Source organism: Kitasatospora sp. NBC_01300, from assembly GCF_041435235.1.
Lineage (GTDB): Bacteria > Actinomycetota > Actinomycetes > Streptomycetales > Streptomycetaceae > Kitasatospora.
Map to the genome: position 1 here is coordinate 4,823,794 of NZ_CP108408.1, position 17,928 is coordinate 4,841,721.

Sequence of the window (17,928 nt, forward strand, 5' to 3'; positions counted from 1 at the left end):
CGGACGGCGGGCGCGGTCCCGGGCTGCTGACGGCGCGTATTGTACGGTCACGCGCCGCTCTTGCGTGAGCAATTCCAGCTACTAGCTGCAAACGCCTGAAAGCAGACGGTCACGCACGTTACCGTCGGTTCTGTGTTTGCAGCAGAACGTCGCCAGTTGATCCTCGAAATGGTGCGCGCCAACGGAGCGGTCTCGCTCCGGGAGTTGGCCCGCGTCGTCCAGACCTCCGAAGTGACCGTGCGCCGCGACGTACGGGCCCTGGAGGCAGAAGGGCTCCTCGACCGCCGGCACGGCGGCGCGGTGCTCCCCGGCGGCTTCAGCCGCGAACCCGGCTACCCGCAGAAGACCCACCTCTCCGCGGCGGAGAAGAGCGCCATCGCGGACCTCGCCGCCGGCCTGGTGGAGGAGGGGGACGCGGTGGTGGTCGGTGCCGGCACCACCACCCAGGAGCTGGCCCGCAGGCTGGCCAGGGTGCCCGGCCTCACCGTGGTCACCAACTCGCTGCTGGTCGCCCAGGCGCTGGCGCACGCCAACCGGGTGGAGGTGGTGATGACCGGCGGCACCCTGCGGGGTTCCAACTACGCGCTGGTCGGCAGCGGTGCCGAGCAGTCCCTGCACGGGCTGAGGGTCTCCAAGGCCTTCATCTCCGGCAGCGGGCTGACCGCGGAGCGGGGCCTGTCCACCGCCAACATGCTGTCCGCGAGCGTGGACCGGGCGCTGGTGCAGTCGGCCAACGAGGTCATCGTCCTCGCCGACCACACCAAGCTCGGCGCGGACTCCATGTTCCAGACGGTGCCCACCGAGAACATCACCCGGCTGGTCACGGACGAGCAGGCGACCGCCGACGACGGCACCGCCCGGGAACTCGACGCGATCGCCGACTGCGGGGTGCAGATCGACCTGGCGCCGCTCGGCGCCGCCCCCACCGGGGACGCCCCGGTGCACGGCACCGGCAGCGGGCCCGTCCACCAGACCCAGCCCGGCCCGCTGGCGCGCCGCCCCGCCCCGCCCCCCGGCGGCGCCCCGCTGCCCGGCCAGCGCCGGCCGGGCGCGCACGGCGGTCCGGTCGGGCCGGGCGGCATGCCGGCCCGGCTGGCCGAGCTGGGCCTCCAGCGCGGGCGCTGAGGGCCCGTACGGCCGCGCGAACGCGGCCGGCCCGCACCCCCGAGGGGGTACGGGCCGGCCGGCGCTCCAGGGAGCGTGTCAGTCCTTGATCTCGCACAGCGCGGCGCCGCTGCTGACGCTCGCGCCCACCTCGGCCTTGAGGCCGACGACGGTGCCCGCCTTGTGCGCGTTCAGCGGCTGCTCCATCTTCATCGCCTCCAGGACCACGATCAGCTCGCCCTCGGCGACGACCTGGCCCTCCTCGACGGCGACCTTGACGATGGTGCCCTGCATCGGCGAGGCCAGGGTGTCACCGCTGACGGCCGAACCGGCCTTCTTGGCGCCCACCCGGCGCTTGGCCTTCGCGGCACCCGCGGCACCGGCCGCCGGGGCCGCCGAGACGCCCAGCGAGGACGGCAGCGAGACCTCGATCCGCTTGCCGCCGACCTCGACCACGACGGTCTCGCGGCCCTCGGCCTCCTCGCCGTCGCCGGCCGCGCCCGCGAACGGCGGGATGGTGTTGTCGAACTCGGTCTCGATCCACCGGGTGTAGATCGTGAACGGGCCCTCGCCGCCGTGCACCTCGGGCGCGAACGCCGGGTCGGTGACGACCGCCTGGTGGAACGGGATGGCGGTGGCCATGCCCTCCACCTTGAACTCGTTCAGCGCGCGGCGGGCCCGCTCCAGGGCCTGCTTGCGGTCCCGGCCGGAGACGATCAGCTTGGCCAGCAGGGAGTCCCAGGCCGGGCCGATGACCGAGCCGGTCTCCACGCCGGAGTCCAGCCGGACGCCCGGGCCGGACGGCGGCGCGAACAGCGTCACGGTGCCGGGCGCGGGCAGGAAGCCCCGGCCCGGGTCCTCGCCGTTGATGCGGAACTCGAACGAGTGGCCGCGCACCTCGGGGTCGCCGTAGCCCAGTTCCTCGCCGTCGGCGATCCGGAACATCTCGCGGACCAGGTCGAGTCCGGTGACCTCCTCGGTGACCGGGTGCTCGACCTGCAGCCGGGTGTTGACCTCCAGGAAGGAGATCGTGCCGTCCAGCGCCACCAGGAACTCGCAGGTTCCGGCGCCCTCGTAGCCGGCCTCCTTCAGGATGGCCTTGGACGCCCGGTACAGCTCGGCGTTCTGCTCGGCGGTCAGGAACGGCGCGGGCGCCTCCTCGACCAGCTTCTGGTGCCGGCGCTGGAGCGAGCAGTCACGGGTGGAGACGACCACCACGTTGCCGTGCTTGTCCGCGAGGCACTGGGTCTCCACGTGCCGCGGGTTGTCCAGGTAGCGCTCGACGAAGCACTCGCCGCGGCCGAAGGCGGCGACGGCCTCGCGCACCGCGGAGTCGTACAGCTCCGGGATCTCCTCCAGCGTGCGGGCGACCTTGAGGCCGCGGCCGCCGCCGCCGAAGGCCGCCTTGATGGCGACCGGAAGGCCGTGCTCCCGGGCGAACACGACGACCTCGTCGGCACCCGAGACCGGGTCCGGGGTGCCGGCGACCAGCGGCGCGCCGGCGCGCTGCGCCACGTGCCGGGCGGTGACCTTGTCACCGAGGTCGCGGATGGCCTGCGGGGGCGGGCCGATCCAGGTCAGGCCCGCGTCGAGGACGGCCTGGGCGAAGTCGGCGTTCTCCGACAGGAACCCGTAGCCGGGGTGGATGGCGTCGGCCCCGGAGTCCGCTGCGGCCTTCAGGACCTTGGCGATGTCCAGGTAACTGGTGCCGGGGGTGTCTCCACCCAGCGCGTAAGCCTCGTCGGCCGCGCGGACGTGCAGCGCATCCCGGTCCGGCTCGGCGTAGACGGCGACGCTGGCGATACCGGCGTCCGAGCAGGCCCGGGCGACGCGGACGGCGATTTCCCCGCGGTTGGCGATGAGCACCTTGCGCACTGTGGCTCCCTTCTTGAACCTGGTCGAGTTTATGGATTCCTGGGCGGTACCGGCGAGTAGCCCCAGGTTGTGAACTATCCCACACGGACGGTGATGAATTTCGAGGGCCCGTCGACCGCCTGTTCGGTGACGCCGCAGGTCGCGGCCGGTGCGGTCGAACCGGCCGGATCCACAGCGGGTGACCGGGCGCCGTTCGGTGCCCCGGTGGCATCGGACACACTCTCGCGCGGCGGGCTCGAAGGGCGGTGGAACGGGCGGCGGGCCGCCGCGCTCCCGCGGGCCCGGCCGTCAGGCCCAGAGGTCGACCAGCCGGACGTCCAGGTCGGCGAGCAGGGCGCGCAGCAGCGGCAGCGAGAGGCCGATGACGTTGCCCGGGTCGCCGTCGATGCCCTCGATGAACGGCGCCGAGCGCCCGTCCAGGGTGAACGCCCCGGCGACGTGCAGGGGCTCGCCGGAGGCCACGTAGGCGGCGATCTCGGCGTCGTCCGGAGTGCCGAAGCGGACGGTGGTGGACGCGGTCGCCGAGGACTGCCGGCCGGTCGTGGTGTCGATCACGCAGTGGCCGGTGCGCAGCACCCCGGCGCGGCCGCGCATCGACTGCCAGCGGGCGAGCACCTCGGTGGCGTCGGCGGGCTTGCCGAGGGCCTGGCCGTCCAGCTCCAGGACGGAGTCGCAGCCGATCACCAGCTCGCCGCCGGTCAGTGCGGCGGCGACCGCCTTCGCCTTGGCCTCGGCCAGCACCAGGGCGAGTTCGGCCGGGGTGGCGGCGCTGATCGCGTCCTCGTCGACGCCGCTGACCACCACGCGCGGGTCGAGGCCCGCCTGGCGCAGCAGCCCGAGGCGGGCGGGGGAGGCGGAAGCGAGGACGAGGATGCGCTGGTCGGTCATGCCCCTCAGGGTAGGGGGTGCCGGTGTCCGCCGTTCGGATGAACGGCGGTCGCCGCGGTCGGGTGAACGGCGGTCACAGCAGGAGGAGGACGGCGGCCACCATCGCGAGGGCGGCGAGCACCCGGCCCGCCCGGTGCAGCCGCTCCATCATCCGGCGGGCCTCCGGGGAGGGCTCGTCACGGGGGTCTGACCAGAGCACACGTCCAGGGTGCGCCGCGCCCGGCCCCGGGCGCCTGAGTATCCGTACTCAGCTTTCGGGCAATCCGGGCGGACGGGCCCGAACGGGTGCGGAGCGGGAAGCCGGACGGGCCGACTTCCCGCTCCGCACCCGGCGGTTCAGCTCGCCCAGCCGGACGTCCGCCAGGCGTTGACGCCCGGGTGGACGGCCTGGCGGAACAGGCGGGAGCGGTCGTTCCAGGGGGCGGCCGGGCCGGCACCGGCCAGGCGTGCCGCCTCGGCGGCGGCCTGCGCGGCGGCGGCCCGGGCCTGGACCACCGCCAGGACGGCGGCGAGCTCCTCGGGGGTCGGCTGCCCGTGCAGCACGTGGATCGGGGCCATGGCTCAATTCTCTCCCGACGGGGGCCTACAGGGGGATGTTGCCGTGCTTCTTCGGCGGCAGCACCTCGCGCTTGCCGCGCAGCGCCCGCAGACCCCGGACGATGTGCCGGCGGGTCTCGCTCGGCGGGATCACCGCGTCCACGTAGCCGCGCTCGGCCGCCAGGTACGGGTTCAGCAGGGTGTCCTCGTACGAGGCGATCAGCTCGGCCCGCTTCTGCTCGGCGCCGCCCTCCGCCGCGGCCTCGGCGATCTCCCGCCGGTGCAGGATGTTGACCGCGCCCTGCGCGCCCATCACCGCGATCTGCGCGGTCGGCCAGGCCAGGTTGAGGTCGGCGCCCAGGTGCTTGGAGCCCATGACGTCGTACGCGCCGCCGAAGGCCTTGCGGGTGATCACGGTGATCAGCGGGACGGTCGCCTCGGCGTAGGCGTAGATCAGCTTGGCGCCGCGGCGGATGATGCCGTCCCACTCCTGCTCGGTGCCGGGCAGGAAGCCGGGCACGTCGACGAAGGTCAGCACCGGGATGTTGAAGGAGTCGCAGGTCCGGATGAAGCGGGCGGCCTTCTCGCTGGCGTTGATGTCCAGGCAGCCGGCCAGGTCCATCGGCTGGTTGCCGACGATGCCGACGGACTGGCCCTCGACCCGGCCGAAGCCGGTGATGATGTTGCCCGCGTACAGCGGCTGGGTCTCCAGGAACTCGCCGTCGTCGACGATGTGCTCGATCACCTTGCGCATGTCGTACGGCTGGTTCGCCGAGTCCGGCACGATGGCGTCGAGTTCGAGGTCCTCGTCGGTGACGGTGAGGTCCGCCTGCTCGGGGTAGGACGGCGGGTCCGACAGGTTGTTGGAGGGCAGGTACGAGAGCAGGCTCTTGACGTACTCGACGGCCTCCTTCTCGTCGGTGGCCAGGTAGTGCGCGTTGCCGGACTTGCTGTTGTGGGTGCGGGCGCCGCCCAGCTCCTCCATGCCGACGTCCTCGCCGGTCACGGTCTTGATCACGTCCGGGCCGGTGATGAACATGTGCGAGGTCCGGTCGGCCATCACCACGAAGTCGGTGATCGCGGGGGAGTACACCGCGCCGCCCGCGCAGGGGCCCATGATCAGCGAGATCTGCGGGATCACGCCCGAGGCGTGCACGTTGCGGCGGAAGATCTCGCCGTACAGGCCGAGCGAGACCACGCCCTCCTGGATCCGGGCGCCGCCGGAGTCGTTGATGCCGATGACCGGGCAGCCGGTCTTCAGCGCGAAGTCCATCACCTTGACGATCTTCTCGCCGAACACCTCGCCCAGGGAGCCGCCGAACACGGTGAAGTCCTGGGCGAAGACGGCGACCTGGCGGCCGTCCACGGTGCCGTAGCCGGTCACCACGCCGTCGCCGTACGGGCGGTTCCGCTCCTGCCCGAAGTTCGTCGAGCGGTGCCGGGCGAACTCGTCGAACTCGACGAACGAGTCCTCGTCCAGCAGCTCCGCGACCCGCTCGCGGGCCGTCAGCTTGCCCTTGGCGTGCTGCTTCTCCACGGCCGCGGCGGAGCCGGAGTGCACCGCCTCGTCGAGCCTGCGCCGCAGGTCGGCGAGCTTTCCGGCGGTGGTGTGGGGGTCGTACGGCGCCTCGGTCATCCGGTGGCTCTCCCTGATCCATGGGCCGCGACCTGTTCGAGTGCGCGCGGGCCGGAGTGGGGGCCCGCGCATGAGGGCAGGGCGGCGCTGCGAACTACCGTTGGGTAGCGTAGCCAGCGCACGGGCCCGGACGTCATGTCCTGGCGTTATGGCCATCAACACAGTGTGTCAACGCTCGTTCTGAGGGACGATGGGGCGGCCTACGCCCCACGCGCCCGTGGACGCCCTAGTGTTCTGGACCATGACCGCACCCGACTCCCCCCGCCGCAGTGGACTGCGCGGTTTCGGCCACGCCGGGCCGTCGCCGTGGACCGACCTGGACCGCCCGCCGCTGGACGAGGCGGCGCTGCGCCGCGACCTGCTGGTCCCGGACGGGCTCTGGACCTCGGTGGACGTCGTCGCCGCGACCGGATCCACCAACAACGACCTCGCCGCCCGCGCCCTGGCCGGCGCCCCGCAGGGCGCGGTGCTGGTCGCCGAGCTGCAGAACTCCGGGCGCGGCCGGCTGGAGCGCCAGTGGAGCGCCCCGGCCCGCTCCGGGCTGTTCCTGTCCGTCCTGCTGCGCCCCGAGGAGGTGCCGGTCGAACGCTACGGCTGGCTGCCGATCCTGGTCGGGGTGGCCACCGCCAGCACGCTGAGCCGGGTCGCCGGGGTCGAGGTCGGGCTGAAGTGGCCCAACGACCTCCAGGTGGAGATCGACGGCGCCGAGCGCAAGCTCGGCGGCATCCTCACCGAGCTGAGCGGCGGCGCCGTGGTCGCCGGCCTCGGCATCAACGTCTCGCTGCGCGAGTCCGAACTGCCCGTCCCCACCGCCGCCTCGCTCGCGCTGGCCGGCGCCGAGGTCACCGACCGGTCCACCCTGCTGCGCGCGCTGCTGCGCGAGTTCGCCGGGCTGTACCGCACCTGGACGGCCGCCGCCGGCGACCCGCACACCAGCGAGCTGCTCCGCGCCTACGCGGACCGCTGCACCACGCTCGGCCGCCAGGTGAAGGTGCACCTGCCGGGCGACCGGGAGCTGGTCGGCGAGGCGGTGGCGATCGACGGCGACGGCCGCCTGGTGGTCCGCACCCCCGACGGCGCACGCCGGGCGGTCGGCGCGGGGGACGTCGTCCACGTGCGCCCCGAGCCCCGCTGAACGGCACTCTTCACCTCTCCTTGACCCGGGCTGATGCCCCGGATCACGCGATTCCGTGCGAACATTCCACCTGGCAGCGGTGTGAGGCGCGCCACTGCCCGCCGGGTGGCGGGCGCGCCCGGACAGGCAGGACACGAGGCGAGTGCGGCGACCGCACGGGGACGGACCGGTGGCAGAGGACGGCAGCAGCGGCGCGACATCGGGGACCCACGACCCCACGGTCGCGCTCGAACTGGAACGCCTGATCCTGGACGCGCCACGCCGCTACACCCCGTACCAGGCCGCGCGGGCCGCCGACGTCCCGATGGAGCTGGCGACCCGCTTCTGGCGGGCCATGGGCTTCCCCGACATCGGCCAGTCCCGGGCCCTCACCGACGGCGACGTGATCGCCCTGCGCCGGCTCGCCGGCCTGGTCGAGTCCGGCCTGCTCAGCGAGTCGATGGCGATCCAGGTGGCCCGCTCCACCGGCCAGACCACCGCCCGGCTGGCCGGCTGGCAGATGGACACCTTCCTGGAGAACCTCACCCAGGCCGTCGAGCCCGGCCTGACCCGCGCCGACGTCGCCTACCCGCTGGTCGAGCTGCTGCTGCCGGAGCTGGAGCAGTTCCTGGTGTACGTCTGGCGCCGCCAGCTCGCCGCCGTCACCGGCCGGGTGGTCCAGGCCGCCGAGGACAACGAGATCACCAGCGGCCGCCTCGCCGTGGGCTTCGCCGACCTGGTCGGCTTCACCCGGCTGTCGCGGCGGCTGGAGGAGGAGGAGCTCGGCGAACTCGTCGAGACCTTCGAGAACACCTGTTCGGACCTGATCGCCGGGCAGGGCGGCCGGGTCATCAAGACCCTCGGCGACGAGATCCTCTACGTCTCCGAGGATCCGGTCACCGCCGCCGAGATCGCGCTCAGCCTGATCGAGGCCCTCGCCGAGGACGAGACCATCCCCGCGCTGCGGGTCGGCATGGCCTTCGGCACGGTCACCTCGCGGATGGGCGACGTCTTCGGCACCACCGTGAACCTGGCCAGCCGGCTCACCTCGATCGCGCCCAAGGACGCGGTGCTGATCGACGGCGAGTTCGCCGCCGCGCTGGAGCAGTACGGCAGCGTGGCCCCGCCGGACGCGGACGGCCCCGGCCTCGCCGAGGCGCTGTCGGCCGCCGCCGGGATGCCCGCCTCGGGCCTGCCGGTGCCGGGCCTGGACGCCGGGCACCGGTTCCACCTGCAGCCGATGTGGCGCCGGCCGGTGCGCGGGCTCGGGCTGGTCGAGCCGTGGCTGCTGTCGCGGCGGCTGAAGCCGGAGTAGGTCTCCGCCGCCGCCCCTCCCGGGCCCTTCTCGCGCCTCTCCCGGGCCCTTCCCGGCCTCTTCCGGACCCCTCCCGGTCCTCTCCTGTGCCCTTCCCGGCTTTTCCCGGGCCTTTCCGGCCTTCCCCGGCCTTTTCCAGGACGTGGCCCCGGGCCGGTCCCGATGCTTGGGGTGCCGAACGGTTGAAACCCGTACGGCCGGTTGCGGGTCCGTCCTGGCAAACGGGGCATAACCGACCGAAACCGCCATAGTCTTGGTGAAAGCGGCCGGGTGGGTGCGGCCGCCGTCGGGGGTCCGGCAGGACCGAGCACAGGGAGCGAGGCGAGCCGGTGAGCAGTGAGGCGATCATGACGGACCGCGGCTGCGACTGCGACTGCGGCGGCCCGCAGCCGGCCGGCCAACTGCCCGACCTGCGGCTGCAGTCCGTGGTCGAGCTGGCCCAGGACATGGCCCGCGCGCTCACCCCGCTGGAGGCCGTCCGGGCCGCCGCAGCCCGCGCCACCGAGGCGCTCGGGGCCACCATGGCGGCCGTCTCCGTCTGGGACCGCGAATCCGGCCGGCTCCGGGTCCTGGTCAACCACGGGGAGCTCGCGCCCGGCGAGGAGGAACTGCCCGAGGACGAGTCCTACCCCGTCGCCGACTTCCCCGAGATCGTCACCTATCTGGAGGAGCGCTGGACCACCGGGCGCCTCCCCCGGGCCTGGCTGCAGACCGCCGAGAACGCCGAACCGCACGCCGGGCACGCCCACCCGACCGCCGGCGCGTACTGCCAGGAACGCGCCGCGGCGCTGCGCCGGCGCGGCCGCGCCTGCTGCGTGGTCGCCCCGATCGTCCTGCACGGGCAGGCCTGGGGCGAGCTGTACCTGGCCCGCAGCGTCGGGAAGCCCGGGTTCGTCGCCGCCGACGCCGACTACGCGACCCTGCTCGCGGCCCAGATCTCGGCCGGCCTCGCCCAGACCGAACGCCTCGCCGACCTGCGCAAACTCGCCTTCTCCGACCCGCTCACCGGCCTCGCCAACCGGCGCGCCGTCGACGCCCGGCTGGAGAGCGCCCTCACGGCGCACAACCGGGACAACACCGTGGTCTCGCTCGTCGTCTGCGACGTCAACGGCCTCAAGCGGGTCAACGACCAGCTCGGCCACGAAATGGGCGACCGGCTGCTCGAACGGTTCGCCCACCAGCTCTCGGTCGCCGCGGCCAAACTCCCCGGCAGCCTCGCCGCCCGCCTCGGCGGCGACGAGTTCTGCCTGCTCGCCGAGGGGCAGAAGGCCGACGAGGTCGTCGCCGTCGCCGAGGAGCTCTGCGCCCGGGCCCTGGCCCTGTCCGAGGGCGAGGGCGTCGCCTGCGGCGTCGCCTCCACCGGCGACTCCATCGGCCCGGTCACCACCCCCGACCGGCTCTTCCGGCTCGCCGACGCCGCCCAGTACCGGGCCAAGGCCGCCCGGGCCGCGCACCCCGTCGTCGCCGGGCGCAGCCACGGCCCCGGCTTCTCGCCCGACCCCACCGTGCTGCTCGCCGACGCCGCCGACCCGCACCACCGGGCCGACGGACGCGCCCGCCCCGGCCGGGCCGGGGCGGGCGACCGGCGGCGCTTCCGGGGCGCCGCGCACAGCGCCGACCCGGGCCAGCTGCTCACCGCCGTCCTCGCGGCCCTCGACCAGGCCGCCGCCGCCCGGGCCGTCCACCCCGCCGACACCCTCGGCAAGCTCGTCGTCGTCGCCGAGGCCTCCGCCCGGCTGCTCGACGCCGTCGGCTGGTGGGTCTCCTACGTCCCGCCCGGCTCCCACCTCATGCGCACCGCCCAGCACGCCGTCTACCGGATGACCAGAGGCCCCAGCAGCACCCGCGCCGAGACCCAGCGGGCCCAGATCGAGGCCCCGGACGCCGTCTTCGACCTGCGCCACTACCCGATGACCCGCCGCGCCGTCCGCGGCGGCGCCTTCGCCCTGCGCGCGGGCGCGGCCGGCAACGACCCGGCCGAGGAGGCCATGCTGGTCGTCTCCGGCTACCGCGGGATGGTCGCCGCCGGCGGCCAGAACCCGGCCGGCGGCTGGCTCGTCGAACTCTTCGCCGACGACGCCACCCTGCCGCTCGGCCAGGCGGTCTTCGCCATGCGCGCCCTGGTGGCCGTCGCCCTGGCGGGCGCGGCCTCGCCCCCGGTGGTGTGAGGCCGGGGCGGCTGGTCGGAGTGGTCAGGCCTGCCCGAGGGCGCGCAGGATCGCCTCGACCAGGCGGTCGGCGTGGGCGTGGTCGAGCGGGCCGAGGCGGTAGAGCCAGCGGTAGTGGAGCGGGCCGTAGAGGAGTTCGAGGGCGAGGTCGAGGTCCGCGTCGGGGGCGAGTTGGCCGGCCTCGCGGGCGCTGCGCAGGCGCTCGCGGGTGACGTCGAGGAGCGGGTCCAGCAGGCGGGTGCGGTAGTCGGCGTACAGGGCCGGGTCGTTGAGCAGTTCGGCGGTGAGGGCGCGGTAGGTGCGGTCGAGGGCGGGGTCGGCGAGCTCGTCGGCGGCGGGGCGCAGGACGGCCCGCAGGTCGGCGGCGAGGTCGCCGGTGTCGGGGAGGGCGAGGCTGCCCTCGTGCTCGTTGGCGGCGAGGAAGGCGTCGAAGACGACGGCGCCCTTGGAGGGCCACCAGCGGTAGATGGTCTGCTTGCCGACGCCGGCCCGGGCGGCGATCGCCTCGATGGTGAGCTTGCCGAAGCCGACGTCGGCGACGAGTTCGGCGGCGGCGGTGAGGACGGCGGCGCGGGAGCGTTCGCTGCGGCGGGCCGGGTCGGGGGCGGTTCTGTGGGCCATGGCGGAAATTCTAAGCGAAGCAACGAGACGGACCGTATCGTCTTGACGTGGCGCCGGACCCGGATCATGCTGGAGCGGCGCCAGCGAGACGGACCGTCTCGTCTCATTCCTAGCCCTGGAGGTCCCCATGACCCGCTCCGCGCACCCCGCCCACATCCTGATGGTCTCGATCCCGGCCCACGGGCACGTCAACCCCAGCCTCGCCGTGATCGCCGAACTGGTCGCCCGGGGCCACCGGGTCAGCTACGTCAACGACGCCTCCTTCGCCGGGGCCGTCGAGTCGACCGGCGCCCGCTTCGTCCCGTACCCGACGAGGCTGCCGCGCGCCGGCGGCCCGGACACCTGGGAGGAGGACCCGGTGGCGCTCCAGGAGCTGTTCCTGGACGACGCCCTCGCGATGTACCCCGTCCTGCTGGAGGCCTTCGCGGACGACCGCCCCGACCTGGTGCTCTGCGACATCGCGGGCTTCGCCGGGCGGGCGTTCGGCGAGCGGCTGGGCGTGCCGGTGGTGCAGCTGTCGCCCACCTACGTCGGCTGGGAGGGCTTCGAGCAGGACATGGCGGAGGTGTACGAGGCGATCCGCAGCGGGCCCGGCGGCGCCGAGCACTACCGGCGGTTCGCCGACTGGCTGGCCGAGGCCGGGACGGTGGAGCGCGACGTGGACGCCTTCAAGGGCCGCCCGGCGCGGTCCGTCGCCCTGATCCCGCGCGCCCTGCAGCTCAACGCGGACCGGGTCGACGAGCGGCGCGTCACCTTCGTCGGGCCGTGCTTCGGCGACCGCGCCCACCAGGGCGAGTGGCACCGGCCGGCGCACGCGGAGAAGGTGCTGCTGGTCTCGCTCGGCTCGGCCTTCACCCACCAGCCCGCGTTCTACCGGGCCTGCGTCCAGGCTTTCGGCGGCCTGCCCGGCTGGCACACGGTGCTCCAGGTCGGCGCGCACACCGACCTGGCCGACCTGGGCGAGGTGCCGGACACCGTCGAGGTGCACCGGTGGGTGCCGCAGCTGTCGGTGCTCGCGCAGGCGGACGCCTTCGTCACCCACGCGGGCATGGGCGGCTCCAGCGAGGGGCTGTACCACGGCGTGCCGATGATCGCCGTGCCGCAGGCCGTCGACCAGTTCGCCAACGCGGACGCACTGGTGGGGCTCGGCGTCGCCCGCCGCCTGGACACCGCGCAGGCCACCCCGGAGGCGCTGCGCGGCGCGCTGCTGGAGCTGGTCGGCGACCCGGCGGTGGCCGAGCGGCTGAAGGCGCTGGCCGCCGCCGGCCGGGCCGAGGGCGGCACCGCCCGGGCGGCGGACCTGATCGAGGCCGAGCTCAGGGGGTGACCGGCGCGGTGGGGGAGGGCGCCGCTGTCGAGGGCGTGGCGGGGGAGGGCGAGGCGATCCGGTCCGGCCGGGTGTAGACGTTCGCGCCCTCCCCGCGCAGGAAGCCCACCAGGGTCAGGCCCAGCTCCTCGGCGAGGTCCACCGCGAGCGAGGACGGCGCCGAGACGGCGGCCAGCAGCGGGACGCCCGCCAGCGCGGCCTTCTGGGTCAGCTCGAACGAGGCCCGGCCGCTGACCAGCAGGACGTGCCCGGTCAGCGGCAGCCTGCCCTCGCGCAGCGCCCAGCCGACCACCTTGTCCACCGCGTTGTGCCGCCCGACGTCCTCGCGGGCGCAGAGCAGTTCGCCGGTGGCGGCGTCGAACAGGCCGGCCGCGTGCAGGCCGCCGGTGGACTCGAAGGTGCGCTGGGCGGCCCGCAGCCGGTCCGGCAGGCCGTACAGCAGGGACGGCGGGACGGTGAGCGGGTCCTCGCCCACCGGGTGGCGGACGTGGGTGCGGACGGCGTCCACCGTGTCCCGGCCGCACAGGCCGCAGGCGCTGGTGGTGAGCAGGTTGCGGTGCGCGGACAGCGGCAGCGCGCGGGCGGCGCCGCGCAGGGTGGCGTCGACGACGTTGTAGGTGTTGGCGCCGGACTCGTCCGTCCCGGCGCAGTACCGCAGGGCGGCGAGCTCCTCGGCGGTGTGCACCAGCCCCTCGCCGACCAGGAACCCGGCCACCAGGTCGAAGTCCTGCCCGGGGGTGCGCATGGTGACGGTCAGCGGCTCGCCGCCGAGCCGGATCTCCAGCGGCTCCTCCGCCGCCAGCGAGTCCGGCCGCACCCCGCGCTCGTCCCCCCGCAGCCGCACCACCCGGCGCCGTGCCGTCGCCCGCGTCATCGCCCTGCCACCTCCGTGCGTGTCCGTGGCCACCAGCGTGCGGCACGGGGCGGCCCGGGCGAAAATCCTGTCGGCCGGTACGGGGTGTGCGATCGTGGCCGTTCCGGATGGCGACCACCTGTTGTCATATCTTCATTCACCTGATGTGATGGTGTATATGGATATGCACAGTGCTGTGGCCCCCGACGCTCCGCTGGTCCAGGTCGGCAAGGCCGACGTCAGCGCCGAGGACGTGCTGGCCGTCGCCCGGTGGAACGCCCGGGTCGAGATAGGCCCCGACGCCCTCGCCGAGATGGCGACGGCGCGGGCGCGGATCGACGCCCTCGCGGCCGAACCGCGCCCCGTCTACGGCGTGTCGACCGGATTCGGCGCGCTCGCCGTCCGGCACATCAGCCCCGAACTGCGGGCACAGCTCCAGCGGTCGCTGGTGCGCTCGCACGCGGCCGGGATGGGACCGGCCGTCGAGCGCGAGGTCGTCCGGGCACTCGTCTTCCTGCGGATGAAGACGCTGGCCTCCGGCCGGACCGGCGTGCGCCCGCTGGTCGCGCAGACCATGGCCGCCCTGCTCAACGCGGGCATCACCCCGGTCGTCCGGGAGTTCGGCTCGCTCGGCTGCTCCGGCGACCTCGCGCCGCTGTCGCACTGCGCGCTGGTCCTGATGGGCGAGGGCGTGGCCACCGGCCCGGACGGCGTGGAGAAGCCCGCCGCCGAACTGCTCGCCGCCGCCGGCATCGAGCCCGTCGAACTGCTGGAGAAGGAGGGCCTGGCCCTCATCAACGGCACCGACGGCATGCTCGGCATGCTGGTGATGGCCATCGCCGACCTGCAGCGGCTGTACACCACCGCCGACATCACCGCCGCGATGACCCTGGAGGCGCTGCTCGGCACCGACAAGGTGCTCGCCCCCGAACTGCACGCCCCGATCCGCCCCCACCCGGGCCAGGCGCTGAGCGCCGCCAACATGCTGGCCGTCCTCAAGGACTCCGGCCTCACCGGCCACCACCAGGACGACGCGCCGCGGGTCCAGGACGCCTACTCGATCCGCTGCGCCCCGCAGGTGGCCGGCGCCGGCCGGGACACCCTCGCCCACGCCCAGCTGGTCGCCTCCCGCGAGCTCGCCGCCTCGGTCGACAACCCGGTCGTGCTGCCGGACGGCCGGGTGGAGTCCAACGGCAACTTCCACGGCGCCCCGGTCGCGTACGTGCTGGACTTCCTCGCCATCGCCGCCGCCGACCTGGGCTCGATCTCCGAGCGCCGCACCGACCGGCTGCTCGACAAGGCCCGCTCGCACGGCCTGCCGGCCTTCCTGGCCGACGACCCCGGCGTGGACTCCGGCCTGATGATCGCCCAGTACACCCAGGCGGCGCTGGTCAGCGAGAACAAGCGGCTCGCCGTCCCGGCCTCGGTCGACTCGATCCCGTCCTCCGCGATGCAGGAGGACCACGTGTCGATGGGCTGGTCCGCCGCCCGCAAGCTGCGCCAGGCCGTCGACAACCTCGGCCGGATCCTTGCCGTCGAACTTACCGCCGCCGCCCGCGCCCTGGAGATCCGCCAGCAGGCCGACGGCGCGGGCCGGACGGCCCCGGCCACCACGGCCGCCATGGCCGCCGCCCGGGAGGCCGGGGTCGGCGGCGCCGGCCGCGACCGCTTCCTCTCGCCGGACCTGGAGGCGGCGGCCGCGCTGGTCGCCTCCGGGGAGCTGGTGCGGGCCGTGGAGCGGGTCACCGGGCCGCTGGCCTGAGCCGGCGTGAGCTGGGCTGACGCGGCGTGAGCTGGGCTGACACGGTGCGATCGGTGCGATCGGTGCGATCGGCGTGACGGGCCGTCGGGTCCGGTGCGGGCGGCGGGACGGCTGGTGCGGGCGGCGGGACTCAGTCCCAGTCGTCGCGGGACCGGGACCGGGACCGCGGCTCGTCCCGGTCCCGGCGGTTGCCGAATGCGGCGGCGAAGTTGACCCCGACGATGCCCGCCCAACTGACCAGCAGGCCGAAGAAGCCGCCGCCCTGCGGGCTGGCCGCGATCGCGGTGAGCGGGATGCCGAGGGCCAGCGAGATCACCGCCAGCCGGTTGCCGGGCCGGCCGGGCCCCGGCCCCGGGTGGTGCGGCCGACGCCGCTGCGCGGGCTCGTAGTCGTCCATCCGCTCGGCCACCCGGCGCTCGACCCGGGCGTCCAGACGGGCGTCCAGGCGGCTCAGGAACGAGTCGACCAGCTCCGGCTCGTACTCCTTGCCGAGTTCCTTGCGAGCGTGCAGGGCGGCGTCGAGGTCGCGCCGCAGGTCGTCCTGGCGAGTGTCCATGGGAACAGCCTGGGCCCGCGCCGGGGCGCGGTCCATCCGTCGGTGGGGGAATCCGGGCGGGTTCAGGGAGAATTCAGGGTTACCCCGAGCTCCCGACCCGCTCGGGCCGTCTCGCCCGGCATCCCGCCGTACGAGACGTCTTTGCCAGGCGCGACGCACTGCTGCACAGTCGTCGTCCGAATCTCTCGCATCCGGAGGTACCGCTGATGACCGCCACCGACGAGGCCGGCACGGTCGGCCCCTCCGCCCGGCTGCTCCAGCTGTTCGAAGGCCACCGACTGACGCCGACCCAGCGGCGGATCGCGCACTCGCTGGTCCGGCACGCCACCGAGGCGCCGTTCCTCTCCAGCGTCGAGGTCGCCGAACTCGCCGGCGTCAGCCAACCGTCCGTCACCCGCTTCGCGGTCGCCCTCGGCTACGACGGCTACCCGGCGCTGCGCAAACAGCTGCGCGAACTCGGCGCGGGCGAGACCGCCGCGCCGGAGACCCCCGACGACGCGGTGCGCAACGAGCACCAGCAGGCCGTGCTCGCCGAGATCGCCCACCTGCGCCACCTCGCCGAACTCCTCGCCGACCCCGAGCCGATCACCCGCGCCGCCCGGCTGCTCGCCGCCTCCCGCCCGCTGCCGGTGCTCGGCCTGCGGGCCGCCTCCGCGCAGGCGCGCGGCTTCGCCTACTTCGCCGCCAAGGTGCACCCGGACATCCGCCTCCTCGACGAGGGCGGCAGCATGCTCGCCGACCGGCTGGAACAGGCCGCCGCGGCCGGGGCCACCGCGCTGCTCTGCTTCGCGCTGCCGCGCTACCCGCGGGAGCTGATGGACGCGCTGGTGGTGGCCCGCGAGTGCGGGCTGACGGTGCTGACCGTCGCCGACAGCGCCTTCGCGCCGGTCGCCAAGCTCTCCGACCTGATGCTGCCGGCCGCCGTCGGCACCGGGCTGGTCTTCGACACCGCGTGCGCGCCGATGATGCTCGGCCGGGTGCTGTTGCAGCGCATGTGCGACGAACTCCCGGGCGCGGAGGCCCGGTTGGAGGCCATCGAGCAGTCCGCCGCGGCACGTGGCCTGTTTTTGGAGTAGACACGGCGGGGAGTAGCCGTCACGAACCCGGGCATCCCCTACAGCAGGGGGTGCCGCCCATGCGCGTGATCCACGAGATGAAGTTCGTCGCCCGCCTGGCCTCGGGTGTCGACGAATGGTCCTGCCCCACCTGCGGACGCCGCGTCACCCTGCGGCGCCTGCCCGATCCCGAACTGACCGTCCTCGACCCGGGAGACGAGTCCGCCGTGCACGTCGGCGTCATCGAACCCGACGCCCGCGCCGCCGCAGCTGCCGCCGAGAAGTACGGCCTCGGCCCGGTCCAGAACATCCCCCGCCCGCCGACCCCACCCGCCCCCGACGCCGCCGACCGCCGCTGGCTCGCCGAGATCGGCATCGACTGGGACGGCGACGCCGCGGCCTGACTCAGGCGCGGGGCGCGTACAGCGGCAGTGCGGAGGTGTCCAGCTCGGCGGCCAGCGGTGCGGGCAGCGGGACGGGCTCGCCGTACTTGCCGTGCAGCACGCCCTGGTACTCGCCGTCGCGGGGGTGGGTGCGAAGCGTCCAGACACCCTTGCGGGGGTCGACCGCGAGGAGGACCGGCACGCCCGCGACCGCGTACCAGCTGGTTTTCGTCGCGATGTGGCTGACCCGCTCGGAGGTGGAGATGACCTCCACGGCGAGCTCGACGTCGTGCGGGTCGGCCAGCCAGTCGTCGTCGTCCTCCCAGTCGGACGGCAGGACGACCAGGTCGGGTGTCGCGTAGTCCTCGGCGTCGCCGGGCATGTTGATCGAGGAGACCTCGTAGGCGCCGAGACCGGCCGGGAGGTTGCCGTCGAGTTGGCGGGACAGGCGCTTGACCGTCCCCGCGTGCTTGCCGCGAGGAGTGGGGGACATCACCAGGGTTCCTCCGATGATCTGGACGCGGAGGCCGGTGCTCCGCTCGATCTCCTCCGCCACATCCCGCAGTTTGCCGGGCCGCACGGTGATCGCCGTCATCGTGTTCTCCGTTCTCGTCGCTGGGCCGAGTGGCTGGTGTTCGCCGGGTTCAGGCTAGCGCGCCGAGTCGGTCGGCGGCGGGGCTGATCGGATGGGTTCGGGGTCTGGCCGGGAGGTGGTTGTTTGGATATATTCAGCC

The 17,928-nt window shown here is 74.2% G+C and carries 16 protein-coding genes and 1 pseudogene; 8 read left to right on the plus strand and 9 right to left on the minus strand.

Going from position 1 to position 17,928, the window contains the following annotated elements:
• The first annotated feature begins 168 nt into the window (after window positions 1-168).
• Window positions 169-1,125 carry a DeoR/GlpR family DNA-binding transcription regulator gene (locus OG556_RS21495; RefSeq protein ID WP_371522795.1) on the plus strand — a complete coding sequence of 319 codons (957 nt, stop codon included), beginning with the start codon at window positions 169-171 and terminating at the stop codon, window positions 1,123-1,125.
• Window positions 1,126-1,203: 78 nt separating this feature from the next.
• Here the strand turns inward: OG556_RS21495 and OG556_RS21500 are convergent, their stop codons facing one another.
• The 5 genes from OG556_RS21500 to OG556_RS21520 form a co-directional block, all read right to left on the minus strand.
• A complete protein-coding gene (locus tag OG556_RS21500; protein WP_371518527.1) occupies window positions 1,204-2,979 on the minus strand; it encodes a biotin carboxylase N-terminal domain-containing protein in 1,776 nt (591 codons plus the stop codon).
• 288 nt (window positions 2,980-3,267) lie between these two features.
• Window positions 3,268-3,867, minus strand: a complete 600-nt coding sequence (locus tag OG556_RS21505; protein ID WP_371518529.1) for a nucleoside triphosphate pyrophosphatase — start codon at window positions 3,865-3,867, stop codon at window positions 3,268-3,270.
• Between the two features lie 73 nt (window positions 3,868-3,940).
• Window positions 3,941-4,066, minus strand: coding sequence for a morphogenic membrane protein MmpB (gene mmpB, locus OG556_RS21510; RefSeq protein WP_279634918.1), 126 nt, complete (start codon window positions 4,064-4,066; stop codon window positions 3,941-3,943).
• Between the two features lie 137 nt (window positions 4,067-4,203).
• Complete coding sequence (locus OG556_RS21515) at window positions 4,204-4,425, minus strand: acyl-CoA carboxylase epsilon subunit (RefSeq protein ID WP_371518530.1); 222 nt, start codon at window positions 4,423-4,425, stop codon at window positions 4,204-4,206.
• A gap of 25 nt (window positions 4,426-4,450) precedes the next feature.
• Window positions 4,451-6,040, minus strand: coding sequence for an acyl-CoA carboxylase subunit beta (locus OG556_RS21520; protein ID WP_371518531.1), 1,590 nt, complete (start codon window positions 6,038-6,040; stop codon window positions 4,451-4,453).
• A 241-nt stretch (window positions 6,041-6,281) separates the two neighbouring features.
• Between OG556_RS21520 and OG556_RS21525 the strand changes: the two genes are divergently transcribed.
• The 3 genes and pseudogenes from OG556_RS21525 to OG556_RS21535 all read left to right on the plus strand — a co-directional run.
• A complete protein-coding gene (locus tag OG556_RS21525) occupies window positions 6,282-7,175 on the plus strand; it encodes a biotin--[acetyl-CoA-carboxylase] ligase (RefSeq protein WP_371518533.1) in 894 nt (297 codons plus the stop codon).
• 169 nt (window positions 7,176-7,344) lie between these two features.
• Complete coding sequence (locus tag OG556_RS21530; protein WP_363588075.1) at window positions 7,345-8,469, plus strand: adenylate/guanylate cyclase domain-containing protein; 1,125 nt, start codon at window positions 7,345-7,347, stop codon at window positions 8,467-8,469.
• A 446-nt stretch (window positions 8,470-8,915) separates the two neighbouring features.
• Window positions 8,916-10,055, plus strand: a pseudogene (locus tag OG556_RS21535) (diguanylate cyclase domain-containing protein); the annotation flags it as partial.
• A 606-nt stretch (window positions 10,056-10,661) separates the two neighbouring features.
• On the opposite strand, the gene OG556_RS21540 reads toward OG556_RS21535, so the two are convergent.
• Window positions 10,662-11,258 (minus strand): TetR/AcrR family transcriptional regulator, encoded by a 597-nt coding sequence (locus OG556_RS21540; protein WP_371518535.1) that lies wholly within the window; start codon window positions 11,256-11,258, stop codon window positions 10,662-10,664.
• A gap of 127 nt (window positions 11,259-11,385) precedes the next feature.
• Here OG556_RS21540 and OG556_RS21545 point away from each other — a divergent pair, with 127 nt between their 5' ends.
• Entirely contained in the window at window positions 11,386-12,585 is a 1,200-nt protein-coding gene (locus OG556_RS21545) for a macrolide family glycosyltransferase (RefSeq protein WP_371518537.1), read from the plus strand.
• Here OG556_RS21545 and fdhD read toward each other — a convergent pair.
• Window positions 12,575-13,459, minus strand: a complete 885-nt coding sequence (gene fdhD, locus OG556_RS21550) for a formate dehydrogenase accessory sulfurtransferase FdhD (protein WP_371518538.1) — start codon at window positions 13,457-13,459, stop codon at window positions 12,575-12,577. The two genes, OG556_RS21545 and fdhD, sit on opposite strands and share 11 nt — an antisense overlap.
• Window positions 13,460-13,616: 157 nt before the next feature.
• Between fdhD and hutH the strand changes: the two genes are divergently transcribed.
• Complete coding sequence (gene hutH / locus OG556_RS21555; RefSeq protein ID WP_371518539.1) at window positions 13,617-15,200, plus strand: histidine ammonia-lyase; 1,584 nt, start codon at window positions 13,617-13,619, stop codon at window positions 15,198-15,200.
• 130 nt (window positions 15,201-15,330) lie between these two features.
• Here the strand turns inward: hutH and OG556_RS21560 are convergent, their stop codons facing one another.
• Complete coding sequence (locus OG556_RS21560; RefSeq protein ID WP_371518541.1) at window positions 15,331-15,756, minus strand: hypothetical protein; 426 nt, start codon at window positions 15,754-15,756, stop codon at window positions 15,331-15,333.
• A gap of 206 nt (window positions 15,757-15,962) precedes the next feature.
• Here OG556_RS21560 and OG556_RS21565 point away from each other — a divergent pair, with 206 nt between their 5' ends.
• Both OG556_RS21565 and OG556_RS21570 read left to right on the plus strand, forming a co-directional pair.
• Complete coding sequence (locus tag OG556_RS21565; RefSeq protein WP_363588063.1) at window positions 15,963-16,832, plus strand: MurR/RpiR family transcriptional regulator; 870 nt, start codon at window positions 15,963-15,965, stop codon at window positions 16,830-16,832.
• Between the two features lie 59 nt (window positions 16,833-16,891).
• On the plus strand, window positions 16,892-17,215 hold the full coding sequence (locus tag OG556_RS21570; protein ID WP_363624635.1) for a hypothetical protein: 324 nt from the start codon (window positions 16,892-16,894) through the stop codon (window positions 17,213-17,215).
• 1 nt (window position 17,216) lies between these two features.
• Here the strand turns inward: OG556_RS21570 and OG556_RS21575 are convergent, their stop codons facing one another.
• Complete coding sequence (locus OG556_RS21575; RefSeq protein WP_371518544.1) at window positions 17,217-17,789, minus strand: Uma2 family endonuclease; 573 nt, start codon at window positions 17,787-17,789, stop codon at window positions 17,217-17,219.
• Window positions 17,790-17,928: the final 139 nt, after the last annotated feature.